General features: G+C 72.6%; 17 protein-coding genes. 7 read left to right on the forward strand and 10 right to left on the reverse strand.

The window, feature by feature from the left end:
• Positions 1 to 197: 197 nt before the first annotated feature.
• Positions 198 to 1,955: a CDP-glycerol glycerophosphotransferase family protein gene (locus tag V6U86_RS16920; protein ID WP_334504303.1), complete on the forward strand. Its 1,758-nt coding sequence runs from the start codon at positions 198 to 200 to the stop codon at positions 1,953 to 1,955.
• Between the two features lie 142 nt (positions 1,956 to 2,097).
• On the opposite strand, the gene V6U86_RS16925 is transcribed toward V6U86_RS16920, so the two are convergent.
• Positions 2,098 to 2,436: a DUF952 domain-containing protein gene (locus V6U86_RS16925; protein ID WP_334504305.1), complete on the reverse strand. Its 339-nt coding sequence runs from the start codon at positions 2,434 to 2,436 to the stop codon at positions 2,098 to 2,100.
• Positions 2,437 to 2,549: 113 nt separating this feature from the next.
• Here V6U86_RS16925 and V6U86_RS16930 point away from each other — a divergent pair, with 113 nt between their 5' ends.
• From V6U86_RS16930 to V6U86_RS16940, 3 genes are all read left to right on the forward strand, one after another.
• Positions 2,550 to 2,861 carry a hypothetical protein gene (locus tag V6U86_RS16930; RefSeq protein ID WP_124778196.1) on the forward strand — a complete coding sequence of 104 codons (312 nt, stop codon included), beginning with the start codon at positions 2,550 to 2,552 and terminating at the stop codon, positions 2,859 to 2,861.
• An 86-nt stretch (positions 2,862 to 2,947) separates the two neighbouring features.
• Positions 2,948 to 3,604 carry a response regulator transcription factor gene (locus V6U86_RS16935; RefSeq protein ID WP_334504309.1) on the forward strand — a complete coding sequence of 219 codons (657 nt, stop codon included), beginning with the start codon at positions 2,948 to 2,950 and terminating at the stop codon, positions 3,602 to 3,604.
• Between the two features lie 9 nt (positions 3,605 to 3,613).
• The gene (locus V6U86_RS16940; RefSeq protein ID WP_334504311.1) at positions 3,614 to 5,044 is read left to right on the forward strand and encodes a sensor histidine kinase; all 1,431 of its coding nucleotides are present in this window, start codon (positions 3,614 to 3,616) and stop codon (positions 5,042 to 5,044) included.
• Between the two features lie 9 nt (positions 5,045 to 5,053).
• Here the strand turns inward: V6U86_RS16940 and V6U86_RS16945 are convergent, their stop codons facing one another.
• The 4 genes from V6U86_RS16945 to V6U86_RS16960 form a co-directional block, all read right to left on the reverse strand.
• Entirely contained in the window at positions 5,054 to 6,010 is a 957-nt protein-coding gene (locus V6U86_RS16945; RefSeq protein WP_334504313.1) for a TAXI family TRAP transporter solute-binding subunit, read from the reverse strand.
• A gap of 62 nt (positions 6,011 to 6,072) precedes the next feature.
• Positions 6,073 to 6,825, reverse strand: coding sequence for a hypothetical protein (locus tag V6U86_RS16950; RefSeq protein ID WP_334504315.1), 753 nt, complete (start codon positions 6,823 to 6,825; stop codon positions 6,073 to 6,075).
• Positions 6,826 to 6,932: 107 nt separating this feature from the next.
• Positions 6,933 to 7,730 carry a peroxide stress protein YaaA gene (yaaA, locus tag V6U86_RS16955; RefSeq protein WP_334504317.1) on the reverse strand — a complete coding sequence of 266 codons (798 nt, stop codon included), beginning with the start codon at positions 7,728 to 7,730 and terminating at the stop codon, positions 6,933 to 6,935.
• 65 nt (positions 7,731 to 7,795) lie between these two features.
• Positions 7,796 to 9,478: an ArnT family glycosyltransferase gene (locus tag V6U86_RS16960; protein ID WP_334504319.1), complete on the reverse strand. Its 1,683-nt coding sequence runs from the start codon at positions 9,476 to 9,478 to the stop codon at positions 7,796 to 7,798.
• A 168-nt stretch (positions 9,479 to 9,646) separates the two neighbouring features.
• Between V6U86_RS16960 and V6U86_RS16965 the strand changes: the two genes are divergently transcribed.
• Positions 9,647 to 10,687, forward strand: a complete 1,041-nt coding sequence (locus V6U86_RS16965; protein ID WP_334504321.1) for an App1 family protein — start codon at positions 9,647 to 9,649, stop codon at positions 10,685 to 10,687.
• 27 nt (positions 10,688 to 10,714) lie between these two features.
• On the opposite strand, the gene glgB is transcribed toward V6U86_RS16965, so the two are convergent.
• From glgB to V6U86_RS16985, 4 genes are all read right to left on the reverse strand, one after another.
• Positions 10,715 to 12,817 (reverse strand): 1,4-alpha-glucan branching protein GlgB, encoded by a 2,103-nt coding sequence (gene glgB / locus V6U86_RS16970; protein WP_334504323.1) that lies wholly within the window; start codon positions 12,815 to 12,817, stop codon positions 10,715 to 10,717.
• Positions 12,805 to 14,970, reverse strand: coding sequence for an alpha-1,4-glucan--maltose-1-phosphate maltosyltransferase (locus V6U86_RS16975; protein WP_334504325.1), 2,166 nt, complete (start codon positions 14,968 to 14,970; stop codon positions 12,805 to 12,807). Before V6U86_RS16975 ends, glgB begins: the two co-directional genes overlap by 13 nt.
• A 177-nt stretch (positions 14,971 to 15,147) precedes the next feature.
• Positions 15,148 to 15,561 carry a hypothetical protein gene (locus tag V6U86_RS16980; protein ID WP_334504327.1) on the reverse strand — a complete coding sequence of 138 codons (414 nt, stop codon included), beginning with the start codon at positions 15,559 to 15,561 and terminating at the stop codon, positions 15,148 to 15,150.
• A 57-nt stretch (positions 15,562 to 15,618) separates the two neighbouring features.
• Positions 15,619 to 15,891 (reverse strand): winged helix-turn-helix domain-containing protein, encoded by a 273-nt coding sequence (locus V6U86_RS16985; protein ID WP_334504329.1) that lies wholly within the window; start codon positions 15,889 to 15,891, stop codon positions 15,619 to 15,621.
• 207 nt (positions 15,892 to 16,098) lie between these two features.
• Here V6U86_RS16985 and V6U86_RS16990 point away from each other — a divergent pair, with 207 nt between their 5' ends.
• Entirely contained in the window at positions 16,099 to 16,296 is a 198-nt protein-coding gene (locus V6U86_RS16990) for a hypothetical protein (protein WP_334504331.1), read from the forward strand.
• A gap of 31 nt (positions 16,297 to 16,327) precedes the next feature.
• On the forward strand, positions 16,328 to 17,482 hold the full coding sequence (locus V6U86_RS16995; protein WP_334504352.1) for a helix-turn-helix domain-containing protein: 1,155 nt from the start codon (positions 16,328 to 16,330) through the stop codon (positions 17,480 to 17,482).
• Positions 17,483 to 17,532: 50 nt separating this feature from the next.
• Here the strand turns inward: V6U86_RS16995 and V6U86_RS17000 are convergent.
• Positions 17,533 to 17,759: HNH endonuclease (locus tag V6U86_RS17000; protein ID WP_334504334.1), on the reverse strand; the 227-nt coding region annotated here is incomplete at its 5' end.

A 17,759-nucleotide genomic window follows, 5' to 3' on the forward strand; every position in this document is an offset into this window, starting at 1 on the left:
CGCTGGGGTCGGGCGGGTCCCGGTTCGGAACTTTGCCCGAAATGATGCCGGATACCCGAGCGACACCGAGCTGTCCCCTCGCGTTAAGGTCGCAGTCACACGCAGCCGGCCGCGACTGAGCCGCTGCGCGACGGGGGAGTGACGTCGGTCCATCACGGGCACCGCCCGCAACGAAATCTCGTAGGGAGCGAACTCGTTTGTTCGGCACGTTGACAGGACGCCTCGGAGTGGCCGCCCAGAGTGCGTTACTGGTACTGGCCTACCTGGTCATGCTCGTCGCTGGCGTATTCGGCGGGGTCGGCCTGTTCGCCGTCGCCGGGCTGGCCGCCATCATCGGCGAGTTCGCCGTCGCCCGCTGGTCACCGCAGTCGCAGGTCCTGCTGGAGAAGGTGGGCCTGCACTGGTCGTACCGACAGCTGACCCGGGACCTCGCCGCAGTGCTGCTGGTCGTCGCCGAGGTGCGGCTCAGCGGCGGCGAGCTGACCCTGCTGCTCGTGCTGCCGGCCGCGGTGTGGGTCGTGTCGGTCTTCGCCGGCGCGTTCTCCACAATGATTGAACGTCGTAACCCGCTCTCCGCCATGGTGCGCAACATCGAGCTGGGTCCACTGTCGAGCGCACCCCAGCCGCCAGCCTGGGCGGCGGCGGTCGCCGGTGACCGGATGCCCCTGCTCAACCTGCTGCTGGTGCCGGCCGGCGTGGCCGCTGCGGTGCAACACGATCCGACACCGTTCTTCGTGGCCGGTGCGGTGGCGGTCGTGGCGACCGGTCTGGTGGGCGCCATCGTCGCGCTGACCTGGCTGCGGGGTCGGGGCGCGGGGCAGGGTCCGCTGCTGCCGGCGGTCCAGCGTTGGATGGACGACTACCGGCCGGAGGTGGCGCTCTACTTCGCCGGCCCCGCCAAGGACGTCTACCAGGCGAACATGTGGCTCGCCCCGACCGAGGCGTTGCAGCAGCGCGCGGTGGTGCTGATGCGCAGCCGGGAGGCGTTCCTGGAGTTGGCCGACACCCGGCTGCCGGTGATCTGCGTACCGGCCGGGGTCGACTTCATGAACCTCGACCTCGGCGGCATCCGCGCGGCGCTCTACTCCGCCAACGTCGGCGCGAACATCCACATGCTCCGCGAGCCGGGTACGAAGCACGTCTTCGTCGGGCATGGCGACAGCGACAAGCAGGCCAGCGTCAACCCCTACAGCAAGGTGTACGACGAGGTCTGGGTCGCCGGTCTCGCCGGCCGGGAGCGTTACGCGCGAGCCGGTGTGGGCGTGCTCGACGCGGACATCGTCGAGATCGGTCGGCCGCAGCTCGCCGGGGTGCACACCTTCGGCGCCGAGTCGGTGGACCGGCCGTTCACTGTGCTCTACGCGCCCACCTGGGAGGGCTGGCTCGACGACGACCCGTACCACACCTCGCTGGTGCTGATGGGTGAGCGGATCGTCAAGGGGCTGCTCGCCACGAATCCCCGGGTTCGCCTGATCTACAAGCCGCACCCGCTCACCGGGTCGCGGTCGAAGGCGGCGAAGGCCGTGCACGAGCGGATCGTCACGGCGATCCGGGCTGCCGGCGGCGACCCGGACGCGTCCTCGCTGGACGGTACCGCGCACCTGGTGGTCACCGGCCGCACGCCGGCGCTGTTCGACTGCTTCAACCAGACCGACCTGCTGATCAGCGACGTGTCCAGTGTGGTGTCCGACTTCGTGCAGAGCCAGCGGCCGTACGTGGTGGCCAACCCGGCCGGTCTGTCGGAGGACGACTTCCGCCGCGAGTACCCGACGGCTCGGGCCGCGTACCTGCTCTCCAAGGACTGCGGTGAGCTGGAGAAGATCGTGACGGTCACCCGGGCCGGCGACGACCCGATGACCGAGGCCCGCCGGGACCTGAAGACCTATCTGCTCGGCCCCGCCGAGGCGAACCCGATGGACCGCTTCCAGCAGGAGATCGACCGGCTCTGCCGCTGAGCCCCGCGTACGGCAGCGACCGGCTCTGCCGCTGAGCCCCGTCTCTACGGCATCGCGCCCGGCCCGACACTGTCGGGTCGGGCGCGTCCGTGTCAGCCGAGCAGGGCGGCCACCGCGTCAGCCGAGCAGGGCGGCCACCGCGTCAGCCGAGCAGGGCGGCCACCGCGTCGGCGGCCGGAAGATCCGCCGGCAACACCCGCGCCGCCACCACCGCGGTGACCGGTAGCGGGCCGTAGACGTGCGGGAAGAGTTGACCGCCGCGCGACGGCTCCCACCGCAGCGCGTCGCCCAGTCGCTCCTCGTCGACGCTGAGCAGGGTCAACCCGGTTGCGCCGGTGAAGTGCCGCCGAGCCGTCTCGACCACCTGGTCGCCGGCGGAGAGGTGGATGAAACCGTCCTGCCGGTCCACGGCGGAGCCGGTGAAGGCGCCGGCGGCGAGGGCGTCGTCCCATTCCGTGCTCGGCAGCAGTTTGTAGATCACCAGAGCAGCGTACGGGGCCGCCGTCGGCGCGCTCGCCCGGTTTTCGCCGGTACCGCCGCGCCCGTCGCCTCCCGCCGGGCATGCTCAGGTCAGAGGCCGCGGAGGGATGGGCGATGCAGAGCTACGACGATGACTGGACCGACAGCCAGCGTGCGCTGTACGACGAGTGCTACCGGGCCGGCGGCGAGTGGGCCGAGGACCCGGACACTCCGTCCGACGACGTACAGCACGTGATCAACCTGGCCGAGGCGGACGACGACGCCTTCGGAGACGCCGAGATCGACTACCCGCCGCTGGTCGACGCGGTCACCCAGGCCAGCGGGGTCACCGTCACCAGCGTGCCGGCCAGCCACGAGGACCCGGGTTTCCGCGGGTTCACCGACGGCGTCCGGGACGCCACCGCCGACGACGTCTTCGGTCTGTAGCCCGCGCGCACGGGCAGGCGGTCTCCCGGTTCGCGCGCGCTTCTGCCACCATTCGCAGAACAGCGCTGCGATGGACGGGGGCACGGGTGCGCATCCTGCTGGTGGAGGACGACCGCCGGGTGGCCGCCGCGCTGTCCTCCGCTCTCACCCGCCGGGGGTACGAGGTCGAGCACGCGGCCACCGTCGCCGCCGCGCTCTCCGCCGCCCCGTGCGACCTGGTGCTGCTCGACCTGACCCTGCCCGACGGGGACGGCACCGACCTGTGCCGGGAGCTGCGTCGGCGCAGCAGCCAACTCGGCATCATCGCGGTGACCGCCCGGGGTGAGGAACGTGACCGGGTGTTGGGTCTGCGCCTCGGCGCGGACGACTACGTGGTCAAGCCGTTCTCGATGGTGGAGTTGCAGGCCCGGATCGAGGCGGTGCTGCGCCGCGCCGCGAACGCCGCGCCCGAGCGACACCTCATCGAGGCCGGGTCGGTACGCATCGACGTGGCCGCGCGGACGGTGAGCGTCGACGGCCGCGCCGTCACGTTGACCCGCAAGGAGTTCGACGTGCTCCTCTCCCTGGCCCGCCAGCCGGGGGTGGCGGTTCCCCGCGATCGGATCCTGCTCGACGCCTGGGGCACCACCTGGGCCGACCGGCACACCGTCGAGGTGCACGTCGGGTCGCTGCGCGGCAAGCTCGGCGACGCCCGCCTGGTGGAGACGGTGCGCGGCGTCGGTTACCGGCTGCGCGACGCGTGAGGTGCTGACGTGCGCCGCCGCCTGGTGATCAGCTATCTGCTGTTGATGGTCCTCGTCCTCATCGCGTTGGAGACCCCACTCGCCATCACCATGGCCAGCCGCGAGACCGAACGGGTCCGCGCCGACCGGCTCGCCGACGCCACCCGGTTCGCCTCGCTGGCCGGGCCGGCGTTGCGCGATGGCGGGCCCGGCCCGATCGAGTCGGAGCTGGACAGCTACGACGACCTGTACGCGATCGGCGCCGCGATCGTCGACCGGGATCGGAACATCCCGGTCTCGTCGCCGAGGTGGCAACCCAGCCCGGGGACCACCACGGTGTTGGACGTCGCGCTGTCCGGGCAGCAGACCAGCGCCCCGGAGTCGGTGTGGCCCTGGACGACCGACCCGGTGGTGGTGGCGGTACCGATCAACGACGGCGGTGAGGTGCTCGGCGCGGTGGTGATCGTGACCCCGGCCGACCCGATCCGCCGAGTTGTCGTCGCGTGGTGGCTGCTGCTCGCCCTGGCCGGTCTGCTCGCCGTGCTGGCGTGTGTGCTCACCGCGTTCGGGCTGGCCGGTTGGGTGCTGCGCCCGGTCACCGAGTTGGACGCGGTCACCCACGAGATCGCCGAGGGCGACCGGGGTGCCCGGGTGCAGCACCGGCTGGGGCCGCCGGAGCTGCGCCGCCTCGCGGCCAGCTTCAACCACATGGCCGACGTGGTCTCCGACGTGATGGACCGGCAGCGCGCCTTCGTCGCGCACGCCAGCCACCAACTGCGCAACCCGCTCACCGCGCTGCGCCTGCGGGTGGAGGAGTTGGGGCCCAGCCTCACCGACCCGGACGGTCGGTCCGAGCACCGCCTGGCCCTGGAGGAGACCGACCGGCTCGCGTTGGTGCTCGACGCGCTGCTCACCCTCGCCAGGGCCGAACGGGAGGAGAACGAGCGGGTCACCGTGGACGCCGCCGCGGTGGCCGCCTCCCGGGTGGCCGCCTGGGCGCCGCTGGCCCGGCACCGGTCGGTCGCGTTGCGGCTGGCCACGACCAACGCCCCGGTGTACGCCCAGACCGTGCCGACCGCCGTCGACCAGGCGCTGGACGCGCTCATCGACAACGCGGTGAAGTTCAGCGGGGCGGGCGGGGCGGTGACGGTGACGGTGGCCCGCCGCGACGGCGGGGTGGCGCTGGAGGTTCGTGACTCCGGCCCCGGCATGACCGAGAGTCAGCTCGGCCAGGCGACCGAGCGGTTCTGGCGGGCCCCGGACGCGCAGAACGTGGACGGCGCGGGGCTCGGCCTGACCATCGCCGCCGTGCTGGTCGACGCGTCGGACGGGCGGCTCACCATGCGCCCGGGGGAGTCGCGGGGGCTGATCGCCGCCCTGTGGTTTCCGGCGCCGGCCCTCCCGGAGGAGCCGGCGGAGGAGGAACCGGCCGCCGACCTACGGCCCAGTCCGGCGCGCTGAGCCCGGCCGTCACGGTTTGGTGGCGCGGTACCAGGCGGCTGCGCCCGGGTGCAGCGACAGCGGTGCGGTGACGATCGCCGAGCGGGGGCTCATCCGTCCCGCCGCCGGATGTGCGGCGGCCAGTTCGGCGCGGCGGTCCATCAGCAGCCGGGTCACCTCACGGACCAACGGCTCCGGCAGGCCGGCCCGGACGATCAGGTAGTTCGGGTTGGCCACCGTGGTCACCGCGTCCACCCCGTACACGGAGCGGGGGATGTCCCGGGAGACGTAGACCTGGCCGTAGCGCGCGCGCAGGGGCTCGGTCCACTCGCTGAGGTCCACGATCCGGACGGCGCTGGCGTCGGCCAACTTTTCGATGCCCCGGACGGGCAACCCGCCGGAGAAGAAGAACGCATCGATCCGCCCGGACCGCAGCGCCGTCACCGAGTCGTCCAGACCGAGCCGTTCGCGGAGCACCTCGTCGCCACCGAGGCGGGCCACCTCCAGCACCCGGGTCGCGGTGATCTCGGTGCCCGAGCCGGGCGCGCCGACGGAGACTCGCCGGCCGCGCAGGTCGGCGACCGTGCGGACCGGGCCGCCGCTCGTGGTGACCAGGTGCAGTTGGTCGTCGTACACCCGGGCGATGGCGTCGACCTTGGAACTTCCCGCCGTGCTGGTGGGCAGCACATCGGCCTGGGTGAAGCCCAGCTCGGCCCCGCCGGAGCCGACGAGTTGGACGTTCTCCGCCGAGGCGGCGGTGATCACCACGCTTGCCCGTACGTCGGGCAGTTCCCGGTTGAGGATGGCCGCCAGGGACTGCCCGAACGCGTAGTAGACCGCGGTGGGGCTGCCGGTGGCGATCCGGATCGTCGTCGGCTGCGTCGGGGTGTCCCGGCAGCTGGCGATGGCCAGGTTCGCGATCAGCAGCACCGTCCACAGGGCGGCCAGGCCGGCGCGGCTGGACGAGGTACGACTCACGCGCTGCACTGTGCGCCGTCGGACCGGTGCGCGCAAGCCCGGGTCGGCGACGTCCGGACGGTCGGCGCCGGTCAGCAGGCGGCGCGGCCTGCCGGCACCCTGACCGCGTCCCGCGCCGACACCGGGTTCACCCCGCGCGCCGTCGCCATCCCGGGTGGGGCCAGCGGGCTGCGCGCCGGCTCCAACGCCGCGCTGCGCAGGATCCGCTGCCGGTCCGGGCCGTCGGCCACGCTGACCAGGAAGCAGCCGGTGCCGGGGCGGAGCCGGGCCGGCACGTCGAGCACGGCCGCGCTCCGGATCAGCACCGCGGCCAGCTCCCGGTCGGTGAGTCGGACACCGAGGATGTGCCGGCGCACGTGCCGCCCGGCGGCCAGCAGCGCCGAGCGCCAGGCCGACTCCGCCAGCCGGGTCACCAACCGGCGGCGGGCCGGCGAGGCGCCGGGCAGTGGCCCGCTGAGCAACTCACGTCGCCCCTGCCACCAGCCCGCGTCCAACATCCGGGTGTACGCGACCTGGTGTTCCCGGGGCACCCACAGCCGGTGCAGCTCGTAGCGGCGGCGCAGGCCGCCGACGGCCACCTCGTGGGTGACCGGGATGTCCAGCCGGGCGAGCAGTTGGCGCATCCGCTGCGCGGCGTCCTCCCGGTTGAACTCCACCCCGGGGGTGTGCTCGGCCCGTACCGCGCTCGGTCGGGCGGCGGTCGGCGGTGGTGTGCAACGTTGCAGGCAGGCAGCCTCGAACGCGTCGCCCAGCGTCAAGCAGTCCAGCGGGGAGGGGGGCGTCGAGGGGTGGGGCCGGTCGAGCAGAGCGGGTTCGCGGGTCAACGGAGGCTCCCTTGTCGGAGTCTTGGTTGCCCTACCGTGGCTTCTGCCACGCCGTTAGGGAACCGATCCGGCCCAGCCTTGAGCAAATCTTGCGGCTGCCGAGCCCGCTACAGGTCGGTGACCACCAGATCCACCTGCCGCACCCGGCCCGCGGCGGTGGTCTGCTCCAGCACGGTGTGCTTCAACTCCCGCAGGGTGCCGACCAGCTCCGCGGCGGTACGCGGGCGGGCGCCGGCGACGAGGAGGTCGCGGACCAGCCGCCCCTTGGTGGCCTTGTTGAAGTGGCTGACCACGGAGCGGACCGGCACTCCGTCGACCTGCCGCTCGTGCAGGACCCGCACGGTGACCGTGCGCTCGGCCAGCCCCCCGCGCGGCGTCCAGGTGGCCGCGTACGCGCCGGAGCGCAGGTCCAGCACCGGGCCCCGCCCGGCGGCCCCGTCCAGCGCCGGCGTCAACTCCCTGCGCCAGTACGTCGACAGCGCCCCCACGTCGGGCAGGCGAGCGCCGATCGGGCAGCGGTACGGCGGGATCCGGTCGGCCAGCCGGACCGCGCCCCACAGCCCGGAGCTGATCAGGATCGACCGGCGGGCCGCCCGTTGCGCCGCGACCGGCAGGGAGGCCAGATCCAGCGCCTCGTAGAGCACCCCGGTGTAGAGCCGCTCGGCCGGCGCGGTGGCTGCCTCCCGCAGTCGGGCGTTGCGCCGCAGCTCGCCCCGTTGGCCCTCGCTGAGGCCGAGCGCCGCCCGCGCGGCCTCCTCGTCCGGGCCGGCGCTCAACGCCACCAGGGCGTCCAGCACCCGCTCGCGGGCCGGGTTCAGCTCGGGCAACGACAGCCGGTCCGGGGCCCAGCGGCGTCCGGTGCCGGCATCGGCCTTCCCCTCCGAGGGCGGCAGCAGGATGAGCATGGGTCTCCTCGACGGGCGAAACGGCGGCGCCCCACGCGCCGGCCCGGCCAGCGTACGACCAGCCCCTACCGCCAGGGCCGTACCGGGGTGTCGGGGTGGTACACGCGATAGCCGCCGACCTCCCGCACCGGTGCGGCGTCACCCCGGTCGGCGAGCAGTCTCCGCAACCGCCGGTCCATCGGCGAGTCGACAGCCACCACGTAGCCCGGCCGCTCGGCCCGCCCCACCTGCCGCCAGTACGGCCGGTAGCGGTTCTGCCCGGGGGACAGGTCCCCGTCGAGCACCCCGCAGACCACCGACTCATCCGTGTTGAAGATCAACCGGTTGCAGGTCCAGTAGTCCCCGTACACCTCGTGGGGTCCGTCGGCGCGCAGCGCGGCGGCCAACTCCCGGGCCTGGCGCTCCTCGGTCCGCGACGCCGCGGTCCCGGTGGCCGCGAAGAGCACGGTGATCACCAACGTGGTCACGGTCAGCGCGGCCAACACGGCGGCGGAGAGCGCGCCGGCGAGTCGCCCCAGCACGCTGCTGGTGCCCCGCCAGGCGGTCAGCGCCGCCACCCAGAGCGGCCAGAGCACCGCCGGCAGCGACAGTTGCAGCACCGACAGGTAGCGGGCGTTGTCCAGCGGGCTGGTCGCGGCGAGCGGAGTACGCACGTACGACAGCAGTGTCAACGCCGCGCCGGCGATCAGCGCGAGCTGCACGACCGGCCCGACCCGCTCCCCGCGCGCTCCGGCGGCGCGGCGGACCCGCTCCCCGCGCGACTCGGCCGCGCGGCCGACCCGCTCCCCGCGCGTTCCGGCGGCGCGGCGGTACGCGAGCACCGCGAGTGCCGCGCCGGCCACCAGCAGCACCGGGTACAGCACGCCGAACCACTGTTGCCAGCGTCCGCAGCCGCCCACCGGGCAGAGCCCGTGCGCCAGCGGCACCCCCTCCAGCAGGCCGCCCCGGATCCGGTCGGACCAGGGCGGTTGCGGTCCGGCCTTCGTGCTGACCTCCCGGAACACCGACAGCGAGTCGTCACCGGGCCCGGCCCGTAGGTTGTCGACGATCATCGGGGCCACGCCGACGATCACCCCCGCCACCAGCAGCAGACCGGCCCAGCCGAACAGCTCCCGCCGTACCGCCCAGACCAGGGCCAGCCCGGCCGCTGCGAGGTACGGCAGGATCAGCCAGTCCGACCAGACAGAAACCCCGACGAGCAGCCCGAACAGGCCGATCGCGAGCCGGCGGCGGTGGACCGTGCCGGCGGCCAAGCCCACGGTGATCAGCAGCATCAGCAGCACCGCCGGCTTCACCTCCGGCCGCCCACCGACGACGGTGAGCTGGTCGCGCACCACCCGTTCCGGGCCGAGCGCGAGCAGACCCACCACGAAGGCCGCGAACCACGGTGTGCAGAGCCGGCGGGTCAACCGGTGGATCAGGTAGAGGAAGACCGCGTACAGCACGAGCATCGGCAGCCGCAGCACCGGCCAGCTCGGCCCGGCCACCGCCACTAGGGGAGCGGCCAGGTACGACTCCAACACCCCCATGTAGTGCTGGCCGTAGAGGAAGATCGGGTGTTCCCGGCCCTGGGCGATGTGCAGGGCGGCGAGGCCGAAGGTCGCCTCGTCGCTGTTCGACACCGGCACCGTGAACAACGTCAGGACCAGCCGGTAGCCGACACCGGCGAGCCCGAACAGCAGCGCGACGAGCGCCGGCCGGTCGAGTCGCGGACGCCGTCGCCCGCGGTGCTGCTCTGGATGCGACACGACCAACGCCCCCGTCGTCGTCCCGACCGGAGTGTTTCACGTCTGGCCGGGCCGCCGAGGTGGATCGGCGCAGCCCGGGTGAAGCGGGACCAGCGCAACGGTGGCCGGGCCGGATCGCCCGCGTCGGCTCGCGTGGCCGTGGCTGTCGACGTGTGGCAGGGTTGGCGCGTGCCACCCACTCCCGCCGGCCAGCTGGCCGTTCCGAACCTGCACCGGGCAGCGCGGATCGAGGACGCCGTGCACCAGCTCGTGGAGCGCCGGCTGCGGCGCACCGGCTGGCGGATCAACATCGTCGCGTACACCGGTTATGGCGCGCCGGGTTGGGTGCGGGTGATGTGTCGGGTGCTGCTGGGTCGTCCGGACACCCGCCAGCGGGGTCGGCTGGACAAGGTTCGTGGCTGGCGCAGCTTCACCACACTGCCCGCCAAGCACGTCACCGTGACCATCGAGGCCGGCGGGGTGTGCCACGAGGCGCGGGCCGACCGCAGCGGCTTCGTCGACACGCTGGTCGAGGCCGACCTGCCACCCGGTTGGGGCACCGTCCGGCTCTGCGTCCCGGACGCCGAGCCGGTCGACGCGCCGGTGCGCATCCTCGACCCCGACGTTCGGTTCGGCATCCTCTCCGACATCGACGACACGGTGATGGTGACCGCGCTGCCCCGGCCGCTGCTCGCCGCCTGGAACACGTTCGTGCTCGACGAGCACGCACGCGCGGCCGTGCCCGGCATGGCGGTGCTCTACGAGCGGCTGGTCACCGCGCACCCCGGCGCCCCGGTCTTCTACCTGTCCACCGGCGCGTGGAACGTGGCGCCCACGTTGACCCGCTTCCTGTCCCGGCACCTCTACCCGGCCGGGCCGCTGCTGCTCACCGACTGGGGCCCGACCGCCGACCGCTGGTTCCGCAGCGGCATGGAACACAAGCGGTCCACGCTGGCCCGGCTGGCCAAGGAGTTCCCCGACGTGCGCTGGCTGCTGGTCGGCGACGACGGCCAGCACGACCAGGAGATCTACCGGGAGTTCGCCGCCGCCCACCCGGAGAACGTCGCCGGGGTGGCGATCCGCAGGCTCTCCCCGACCCAGTCGGTGCTGGCCGGTAGCCTGCCCGCCCCGGCCGGCCGCCCCTCGTCGGGGCCGGTGGGGCAGAAGTGGCTCTCCGCACCGGACGGCGCCGGGCTGTGGCAGCTGCTGCGCGACGCCGGCCTGGTCTGACCGCGCCCCTCGTGGGGCCCGGCCGCGTCAGCTTCGACGGAGCCAGACGACGCCCAGCGGTGGCACCTGCAGGGCCGCCGAGGCGACCATCCCGTGCCACGGCACGTCTTCGGCCCGCACCTCGCCCAGGTTGCCCACCCCCGATCCGCCGTAGTGGTGCGCGTCGGTGTTGAGCACCTCGGTCCACGTCCCGCCGGCCGGCAGGCCGATCCGGTAGTCGTGCAGCGGCTGGGCGGAGAAGTTCGCCACGCACACCAGCGTCGAGCCGTCCGGGGCGATCCGGACGAACGACACGGTGTTGTTGGCGACGTCGTCGCCCGCGATCCAGCGGAAGCCGGCCGGATCGGTGTCCTGTGCCCAGAGCGCCGGGGTGTCCCGGTAGACCCGGTTGAGGTCGCCGACGAGCCGTTGCACGCCGGCGCGGGCCGGGTCGTGCAGCAGGTACCAGTCGAGGCCGCGTTCCTCACTCCACTCCCGGTCGTCGGCCAGTTCGGAGCCCATGAAGAGCAGTTGCTTGCCGGGGTGCGCCCACTTGTACGCCAGCAGCGCCCGCACGTTCGCCAGCCGCTGCCAGGTGTCGCCGGGCATCTTGCCGGCCAGTGAGCCCTTGCCGTGCACGACCTCGTCGTGGCTGATCGGCAGCACGTAGTTCTCGCTCCAGGCGTACGCCAGCGAGAAGGTGAGCTGGTGGTGGTGGTGCTGGCGGTAGATCGGGTCCTTCGAGGTGTAGAGCAGGGTGTCGTGCATCCAGCCCATGTTCCACTTGAAGCCGAAGCCCAGCCCGCCCTCGGCGGTCGGGCGGGTGACGCCCGGCCAGGCGGTGGACTCCTCGGCGATCATGACGACGCCGGCGTGGTGCTTGTAGACGGTCGCGTTCACCTCCTGCAGGAACGCGATGGCCTCCAGGTTTTCCCGGCCGCCGTACTGGTTGGGGGCCCACTCGCCGTGCTTGCGGGAGTAGTCCAGGTAGAGCATCGAGGCGACCGCGTCGACCCGCAGCCCGTCGACGTGGAACTGGTCGCACCAGTAGAGCGCGTTGGCGACCAGGAAGTTGCGGACCTCGTTGCGGCCGAAGTCGAAGACGTACGTGCCCCAGTCGGGGTGCTCGCCGCGCCGCGGGTCGGGGTGCTCGTAGAGCGGGGTGCCGTCGAACCGGGCCAACGCCCACTCGTCCTTGGGGAAGTGCGCGGGCACCCAGTCCAGGAGTACGCCGATGCCGGCGGCGTGCAGCCGGTCGACGAGGAAGCGGAAGTCGTCGGGGTCGCCGAACCGGGAGGTCGGCGCGTAGTAGCCGGTCACCTGGTAACCCCAGGAGCCGCCGAACGGGTGCTCCATCACCGGCAGGAACTCCACATGCGTGAAGCCCAGTTCGGTGACGTACGCGGTGAGCTGCTCGGCCAGCTCGCGGTAGCCCAGGCCGGGCCGCCACGAGCCGAGGTGCACCTCGTAGATGCTCATCGGCTCCTGGTGCGGCTGCCGTTCGGCCCGCCGGGCCAGCCAGTCGGCGTCGTTCCACCGGTACGTCGAGTGGTGCACCACCGAGGCGGTGGCCGGCGGCACCTCCGCGTACGCGGCCAGGGGGTCGGCCTTGTCCCGCCACTGGCCGTCGGCGCCGAGCACCCGGTATTTGTAGCGGGCCCCGACCCGGGCGTTGGGGACGAACAGCTCCCACACGCCGCTGGAGCCGAGCGACCGCATCGGCCAGCCGTCGTCGGGGCCCCAGCCGGTGAAGTCGCCGACCACCCGCACCCCACGGGCGTTTGGCGCCCAGACGCTGAACGCCACGCCCTCGTCGAAGACCCGTGCGCCGAGCGCCTCCCACAGCCGCTCGTGCCGGCCCTCGCGGATCAGGTGCACGTCCAGCTCGCCGAGGGTCGGCGGGTAGCGGTACGGGTCGTCGTGAGTGGTGCCGTCGACCTCCACCCGGTAGTCGAGCACGGTGGCGTCGACCTGCGCCTCGAAGACGCCCACGTCGTGTACCCGCTTCATCGGGTGCCGCTCGTCGCCGACGAGCAGCACCACGTCGCCGGCGCCCCGGCGCAGGGTGCGGATCGTCGTCGAGGAGTCGGCGGGGTGCGCGCCGAGCAGCGCGTGCGGGTCGTGCGTCGCGCCGGAGATCAGCTGGTCCATCGGGCGTCCTTCGGTGCGGCGTCGGTTGGCGCCGGGGCGGACCGGCCGGCGGTGGACCGGCGCGGAGGGGTCGGGACGGGGCGGGCGCGGCGGGGCGGCGTCGGCACCGGGGCGGTCGGCGCGGTGCCGCCGGAGAGGTCGTCCGGCACCTCGGCGACGGTGAGGTCAGCCGGTTCGCTGCCCGCCGGCTGCGGCACGCTCGGCGGGGTCGGGCGACGCACGGTCAACACGTGCGCGGGTTGCAGGTACGGGTCGAGGCGTACCGCGTTGCGCTGACCCCAGTCGTAACTGGTGCCGGTCAGCTCGTCGTGCACCGTGAACCGTTCGTGCCAGTCGAAGCCGAGCGCCGGCATGTCGAGGGTGGTGTTGCCCCACTGCACCACACGCGGGTCGAACGAGCAGACCACGATGACCGTGTTGCCGGTCTCCGGGTCGTGCTTGGACCAGCAGAGCAGCGCCGGGTTGTCGATCTCGTGGAAGCGCAGGTTGCGCAGGTGGTGCAGGGCCGGGTTGTCGTTGCGTACCCGGTTGAGGGTGGCCAGGAACGGCGCCAGCGAGCGGCCCTGCGCCTCCGCGCCGGCCCAGTCCCGGGGGCGCAGCTCGTACTTCTCGTTGTCCAGGTATTCCTCGGCGCCCGGCCGGGCCACGTGCTCGAACAGCTCGTAGCCGGCGTAAAGACCCCAGGACGGGGAGAGCAGCGCGGCCAACACCGCCCGGATCTTGAACATCGGCGGGCCGCCGTGCTGCAACGACTCGTGCAGGATGTCCGGGGTGTTCGGCCAGAAGTTCGGCCGCATGTAGTCGGCCGCCTCGATCAGCTCCTCGCAGTACGCCCGCATCTCGGCGGCCGTCGTGCGCCAGGTGAAATAGGTGTACGACTGCGTGAAGCCGATCTTGCCGAGGCCGTGCATGATGGCCGGCCGGGTGAACGCCTCGGCCAGGAACAGCACGTCCTTATCGACCGCCTTGACCTCGGCGATCAGCCAGTGCCAGAAGTCGAACGGCTTGGTGTGCGGGTTGTCGACCCGGAAGATCCGGATGCCCTCGCCGACCCAGTGCAGCACCACCCGCAGCACCTCGGCCCGGATGCCCTCCGGGTCGTTGTCGAAGTTGACCGGGTAGATGTCCTGGTACTTCTTCGGCGGGTTCTCCGCGTACGCGATGCTGCCGTCGGCCCGGGTGGTGAACCACTCCGGGTGCTCGGTGACCCACGGGTGGTCCGGCGCGCACTGCAACGCCAGGTCCATCGCCACCTCCAGGCCGTGCGCCGCCGCCGCCTGGATGAAGGCCCGGAAGTCCGCCGGCGTACCCAGATCGGGGTGGATCGTGTCGTGGCCGCCCTCGGCGGCGCCGATCGCCCACGGCGAGCCCACGTCGGTCGGCCCGGCGGTGAGCGCGTTGTTGCGGCCCTTGCGGTTGACTCGGCCGATCGGGTGGATCGGCGGCAGGTAGAGCACGTCGAAGCCCATCGCGGCGACACCCGGCAGCCGCTCGGTGGCGGTCGCGAAGGTGCCGGACCGGCCACCCGCCGCCCCTTCGGAACGGGGGAAGAACTCGTACCAGGCCGAGTAGAGCGCCCGCTTGCGGTCAACCCAGATCGAGTACGTGTCACCGGCGGTGACCAGCTCCCGCACCGGGTGCTCCCAGAGCAGGTCAGCCAGGGCCAGCGCCGGGTCGACCCGCTGCGGCAGCGGCAGGTCGGTCTCCGCCAGGGCGGTGAGCGCGTCGGCGACCCGGGGCCGGTCAGCGGCCGGGACGAGGTCCCGGGCGGCGGCGAGCACCCGCGCGCCCTCGGCCAGGTCGTTGGCCAGGTCCTCCGGCCCCTGCCCGGCGGCGATCTTCTTGGTTACCGCGTTCTGCCAGGTCAGGTACGGGTCCTGGAACGCCTCCACGGAGAAGGTCCACGAACCGACGGCGTCCGGCGCGATGGTGGCGTGCCAGCGGTCCTGGCCGGGCTCGCCGGGACGCATCCGGGTGAACGGCCGTTGCTCGCCGTCCGGGCCGCGCCACACCACGTTGCAGCCGAGCGCGTCGTGCCCCTCCCGGTAGGCGCGCGCCGACACCGGAACCGGTTCGTCGACCACCGCCTTTGCCGGGTACCGCCCGCACGAGACGACGGGGGAGACGTCTTCGATCGGGAACCGTCCAGTCACCCCGCCAACCTACTGCGCGAGATCCGTTCGCGCGCGGCCAAGCACGCCGGTCCGCCCCGCCCCCTGGGGCGCGCGGCAAGATCCGCGCACTTTCGGGGAAGTTGCTGCCTCAAGGCCTCGTCGACGCGGCAACTTCCCCGAAGTTGTACGGATCGTCGCGGTGCCGGCGAGGTGACTTCAGGCGGAGTGCCCTCGGTCGGAGGGGGACCCGGCGCCCCAGCCGGTGTTCGTCGCCCGCCAGGACGGCCAACCATGTGGCCACGTGTCGGGCCAGTTGTCGATTCGGCCGGTCGGCACGATCCCGGTGGGGCTGAGCGCGTCTCGGGCGACCCGTTCGGCGATCTCGCCGATCTCCACCGCGGTCAGCGGCGCCCACCAGCCGAAACGCTTGAGCGCACCGAAGACCAGCGCCTGCGCCCGTTCCGACGGTATGCCGGCGGCGGTGAGGAACCACTGCAGGGTGAGCTGGGAGCCAACGTTCGGACCGCCACCGACATCTCGACCGGGTCGAACGGGTGCCGCGCCGGATCGACGTCCGCCCACGTCGCGAGAAGTGGCGTGCTCGCCCTGTCGTCCAGCATCGCTCAGCATGGTGGCAGCCGGCCATGCCGGCGTCGAGCGAATACCCGCGAGTGGGCGCCCAGGGAGTCAGGCGGGCTGGTTCGGTGCCACGAACGACCCCTTGCCCTGGTGCACCTCGATCCAGCCCCGCTCATCCAAGATCCGCAGGGCCAGTCTGATGGGCGTGGCGCTGGCTTTGTATTGCTCGCCGAGTTCGGCGATGGACGGCAACTTGTCGCCGGGCTGGAGCGTGCCGGACTGGATCGAGCGGATCACGTCATCGATGACCTGCTCGTATACAGGTTGTCTCGGCATGGCGGGGCCACCTCTCGTCAGCCCACTGAGCATGTCATCGAACATGACACTCTGTGCATCCTGTGTTGACTCTGTACTCACTGCACTCTAAGTTGGCCTTGAAGGTTCTCTCGTCAGCAGCGGAGCACCTCCAGGTGGGCAGGGTGGGTGGTACCCCCGTGTCACCCACCCTGACCTGCACTCCGTCACCCGCCGATCCAGCACCCACCACCTCCATCAGCCACCATTCCGTCGCGCCGCTAGGAGGCACAGTTGGACGAACGTTTGCCGGACGGGCCGTTGCCGCCCGCGTACCCGATCGCCGGGGCGCGGCCTGCGCAGCCGGACGGGGATCGGGTGCCTGGTCCGCCCCGGCCGACGCGGGCACCGCTCACCCGGCGGCAGTACGCCTACGGACTCGTGATCGCTGTGGTCGTACTCGTGCTGTTGGTGGTTGGGGTCGTGCGGTGAGCGCGACGGGCCGGCGGTGAACGAGCTGCCGGTGGGTCGCCGGGTCGCGCAGTGGAGGGTGCGGCGGAACATGACGCAGCAGCAGTTCGCCGACCGGCTCGGCAAGTCGAAGAGTTGGGTGGACAAGGTCGAGCGTGGGGTACGTCGGTTGGAGCGGGTGTCCAACCTGCGGGAGGTCGCTGAGACGCTGCGCATCGACGTGGAGGTACTGCTGGGGGCGCGGCCCACACGGCCGACGCCGGTCGTCGCCGGGGTGGACGGGATCCGGACGGCGTTGGCCCGGTACCACCTGCCGGGCACGGACCGACCGCCACTGGCCGAGGAGGTGGCTACCCGGCTGACGCATGCCGAGCAGAGCTATCGGCATGCCCGGTACTCGGCACTGCTGATGTTGTTGCCCGGCCTGCTCGACGACGTGCGCGAAGCGCGGGCAGCTCACCCCGGCACGATGGACGGGCTGCTGGTGTCGGTGTACGCGCTCATCGCCCTGGTGCTGATCAAGGTCGACCAGGGCGAGCTGGCCTGGCTGGCCGCCGACCGTGGCATGAGTGTCGCCCTGGCGACCCACGACCCCCAGCTGGCCGGCACCGCCACCGTGCCGTTGAGTCAGGCGCTGCGGTCTCGGGGTCGACGACGGTCCGCCCTGGACGCGGCGGTCGCCGCCGCCGACCGCATCGGAGCGCACGAGCTCGGCGTCGGGTCCTCGGCCAGCGTGGCGCTGCGTGGGACGCTGCTCCTTCAGGTCGCCCTCGCCGCCGCAGGCGGAAGAGATGAACAACTCGCCCACCAGTCACTCGACCAGGCCGAGACGATCAGCCGGGACCTCGGCACGGACGGCGGCGGGAGCTTTTCCCGGGCGGCGGTCGAGGCAGCCCGCGTGATTGTCGAGGTGGCCCTCGGTGACAGTCCAACGGCGATGGCGCGGCACGAGCGGCTGGTGGCCGGAGACGAGTGGCGGTGGATCCCGCTTGAACATCGGGCCGCGTACCTCCTCGACGTGGCCCGCGCGTACGCCCAGGTCGGCGACATGCTCCGGGCGGGTCGGACGCTGCTCGACGCGGAGCGCACCGCCCATGGGGAGGTGCACGACCGGCCGGCGGCCCGGAAGCTGGTCGCGGTCGTGTGGCGGTCCACTGACGCGCCGGTCGGCCTGGGCCAGCTCGCCGCCACGCTCGGTGTCGCCTGATCCGCGCCCCGCGCCCCGCGCCCCGCGCAAACGGGCAGCTGCCCCGTTGGCTATCTGCGTCGGTGGTAGTGATTGCGGCGGGGGAGTTGTTCCGGGTCGAGCCAGGCGGGTGGGACGAACTCGGGGTGGCCGTCGCGGCCGAGTTGGACGGCCCAGTCGCCGTGGTGCAGGTGTCGGTGGTGGTGGCCGCAGAGCAGGACGGCATTGTCGAGGCTGGTGGTGCCGCCGTCGGCCCAGTGCCGGATGTGGTGGCCGTCGCACCAGCGGGGCGGGCGGT

The sequence above is a fragment of the Micromonospora sp. CPCC 205558 genome (genome assembly GCF_036902955.1).
GTDB lineage: Bacteria > Actinomycetota > Actinomycetes > Mycobacteriales > Micromonosporaceae > Micromonospora.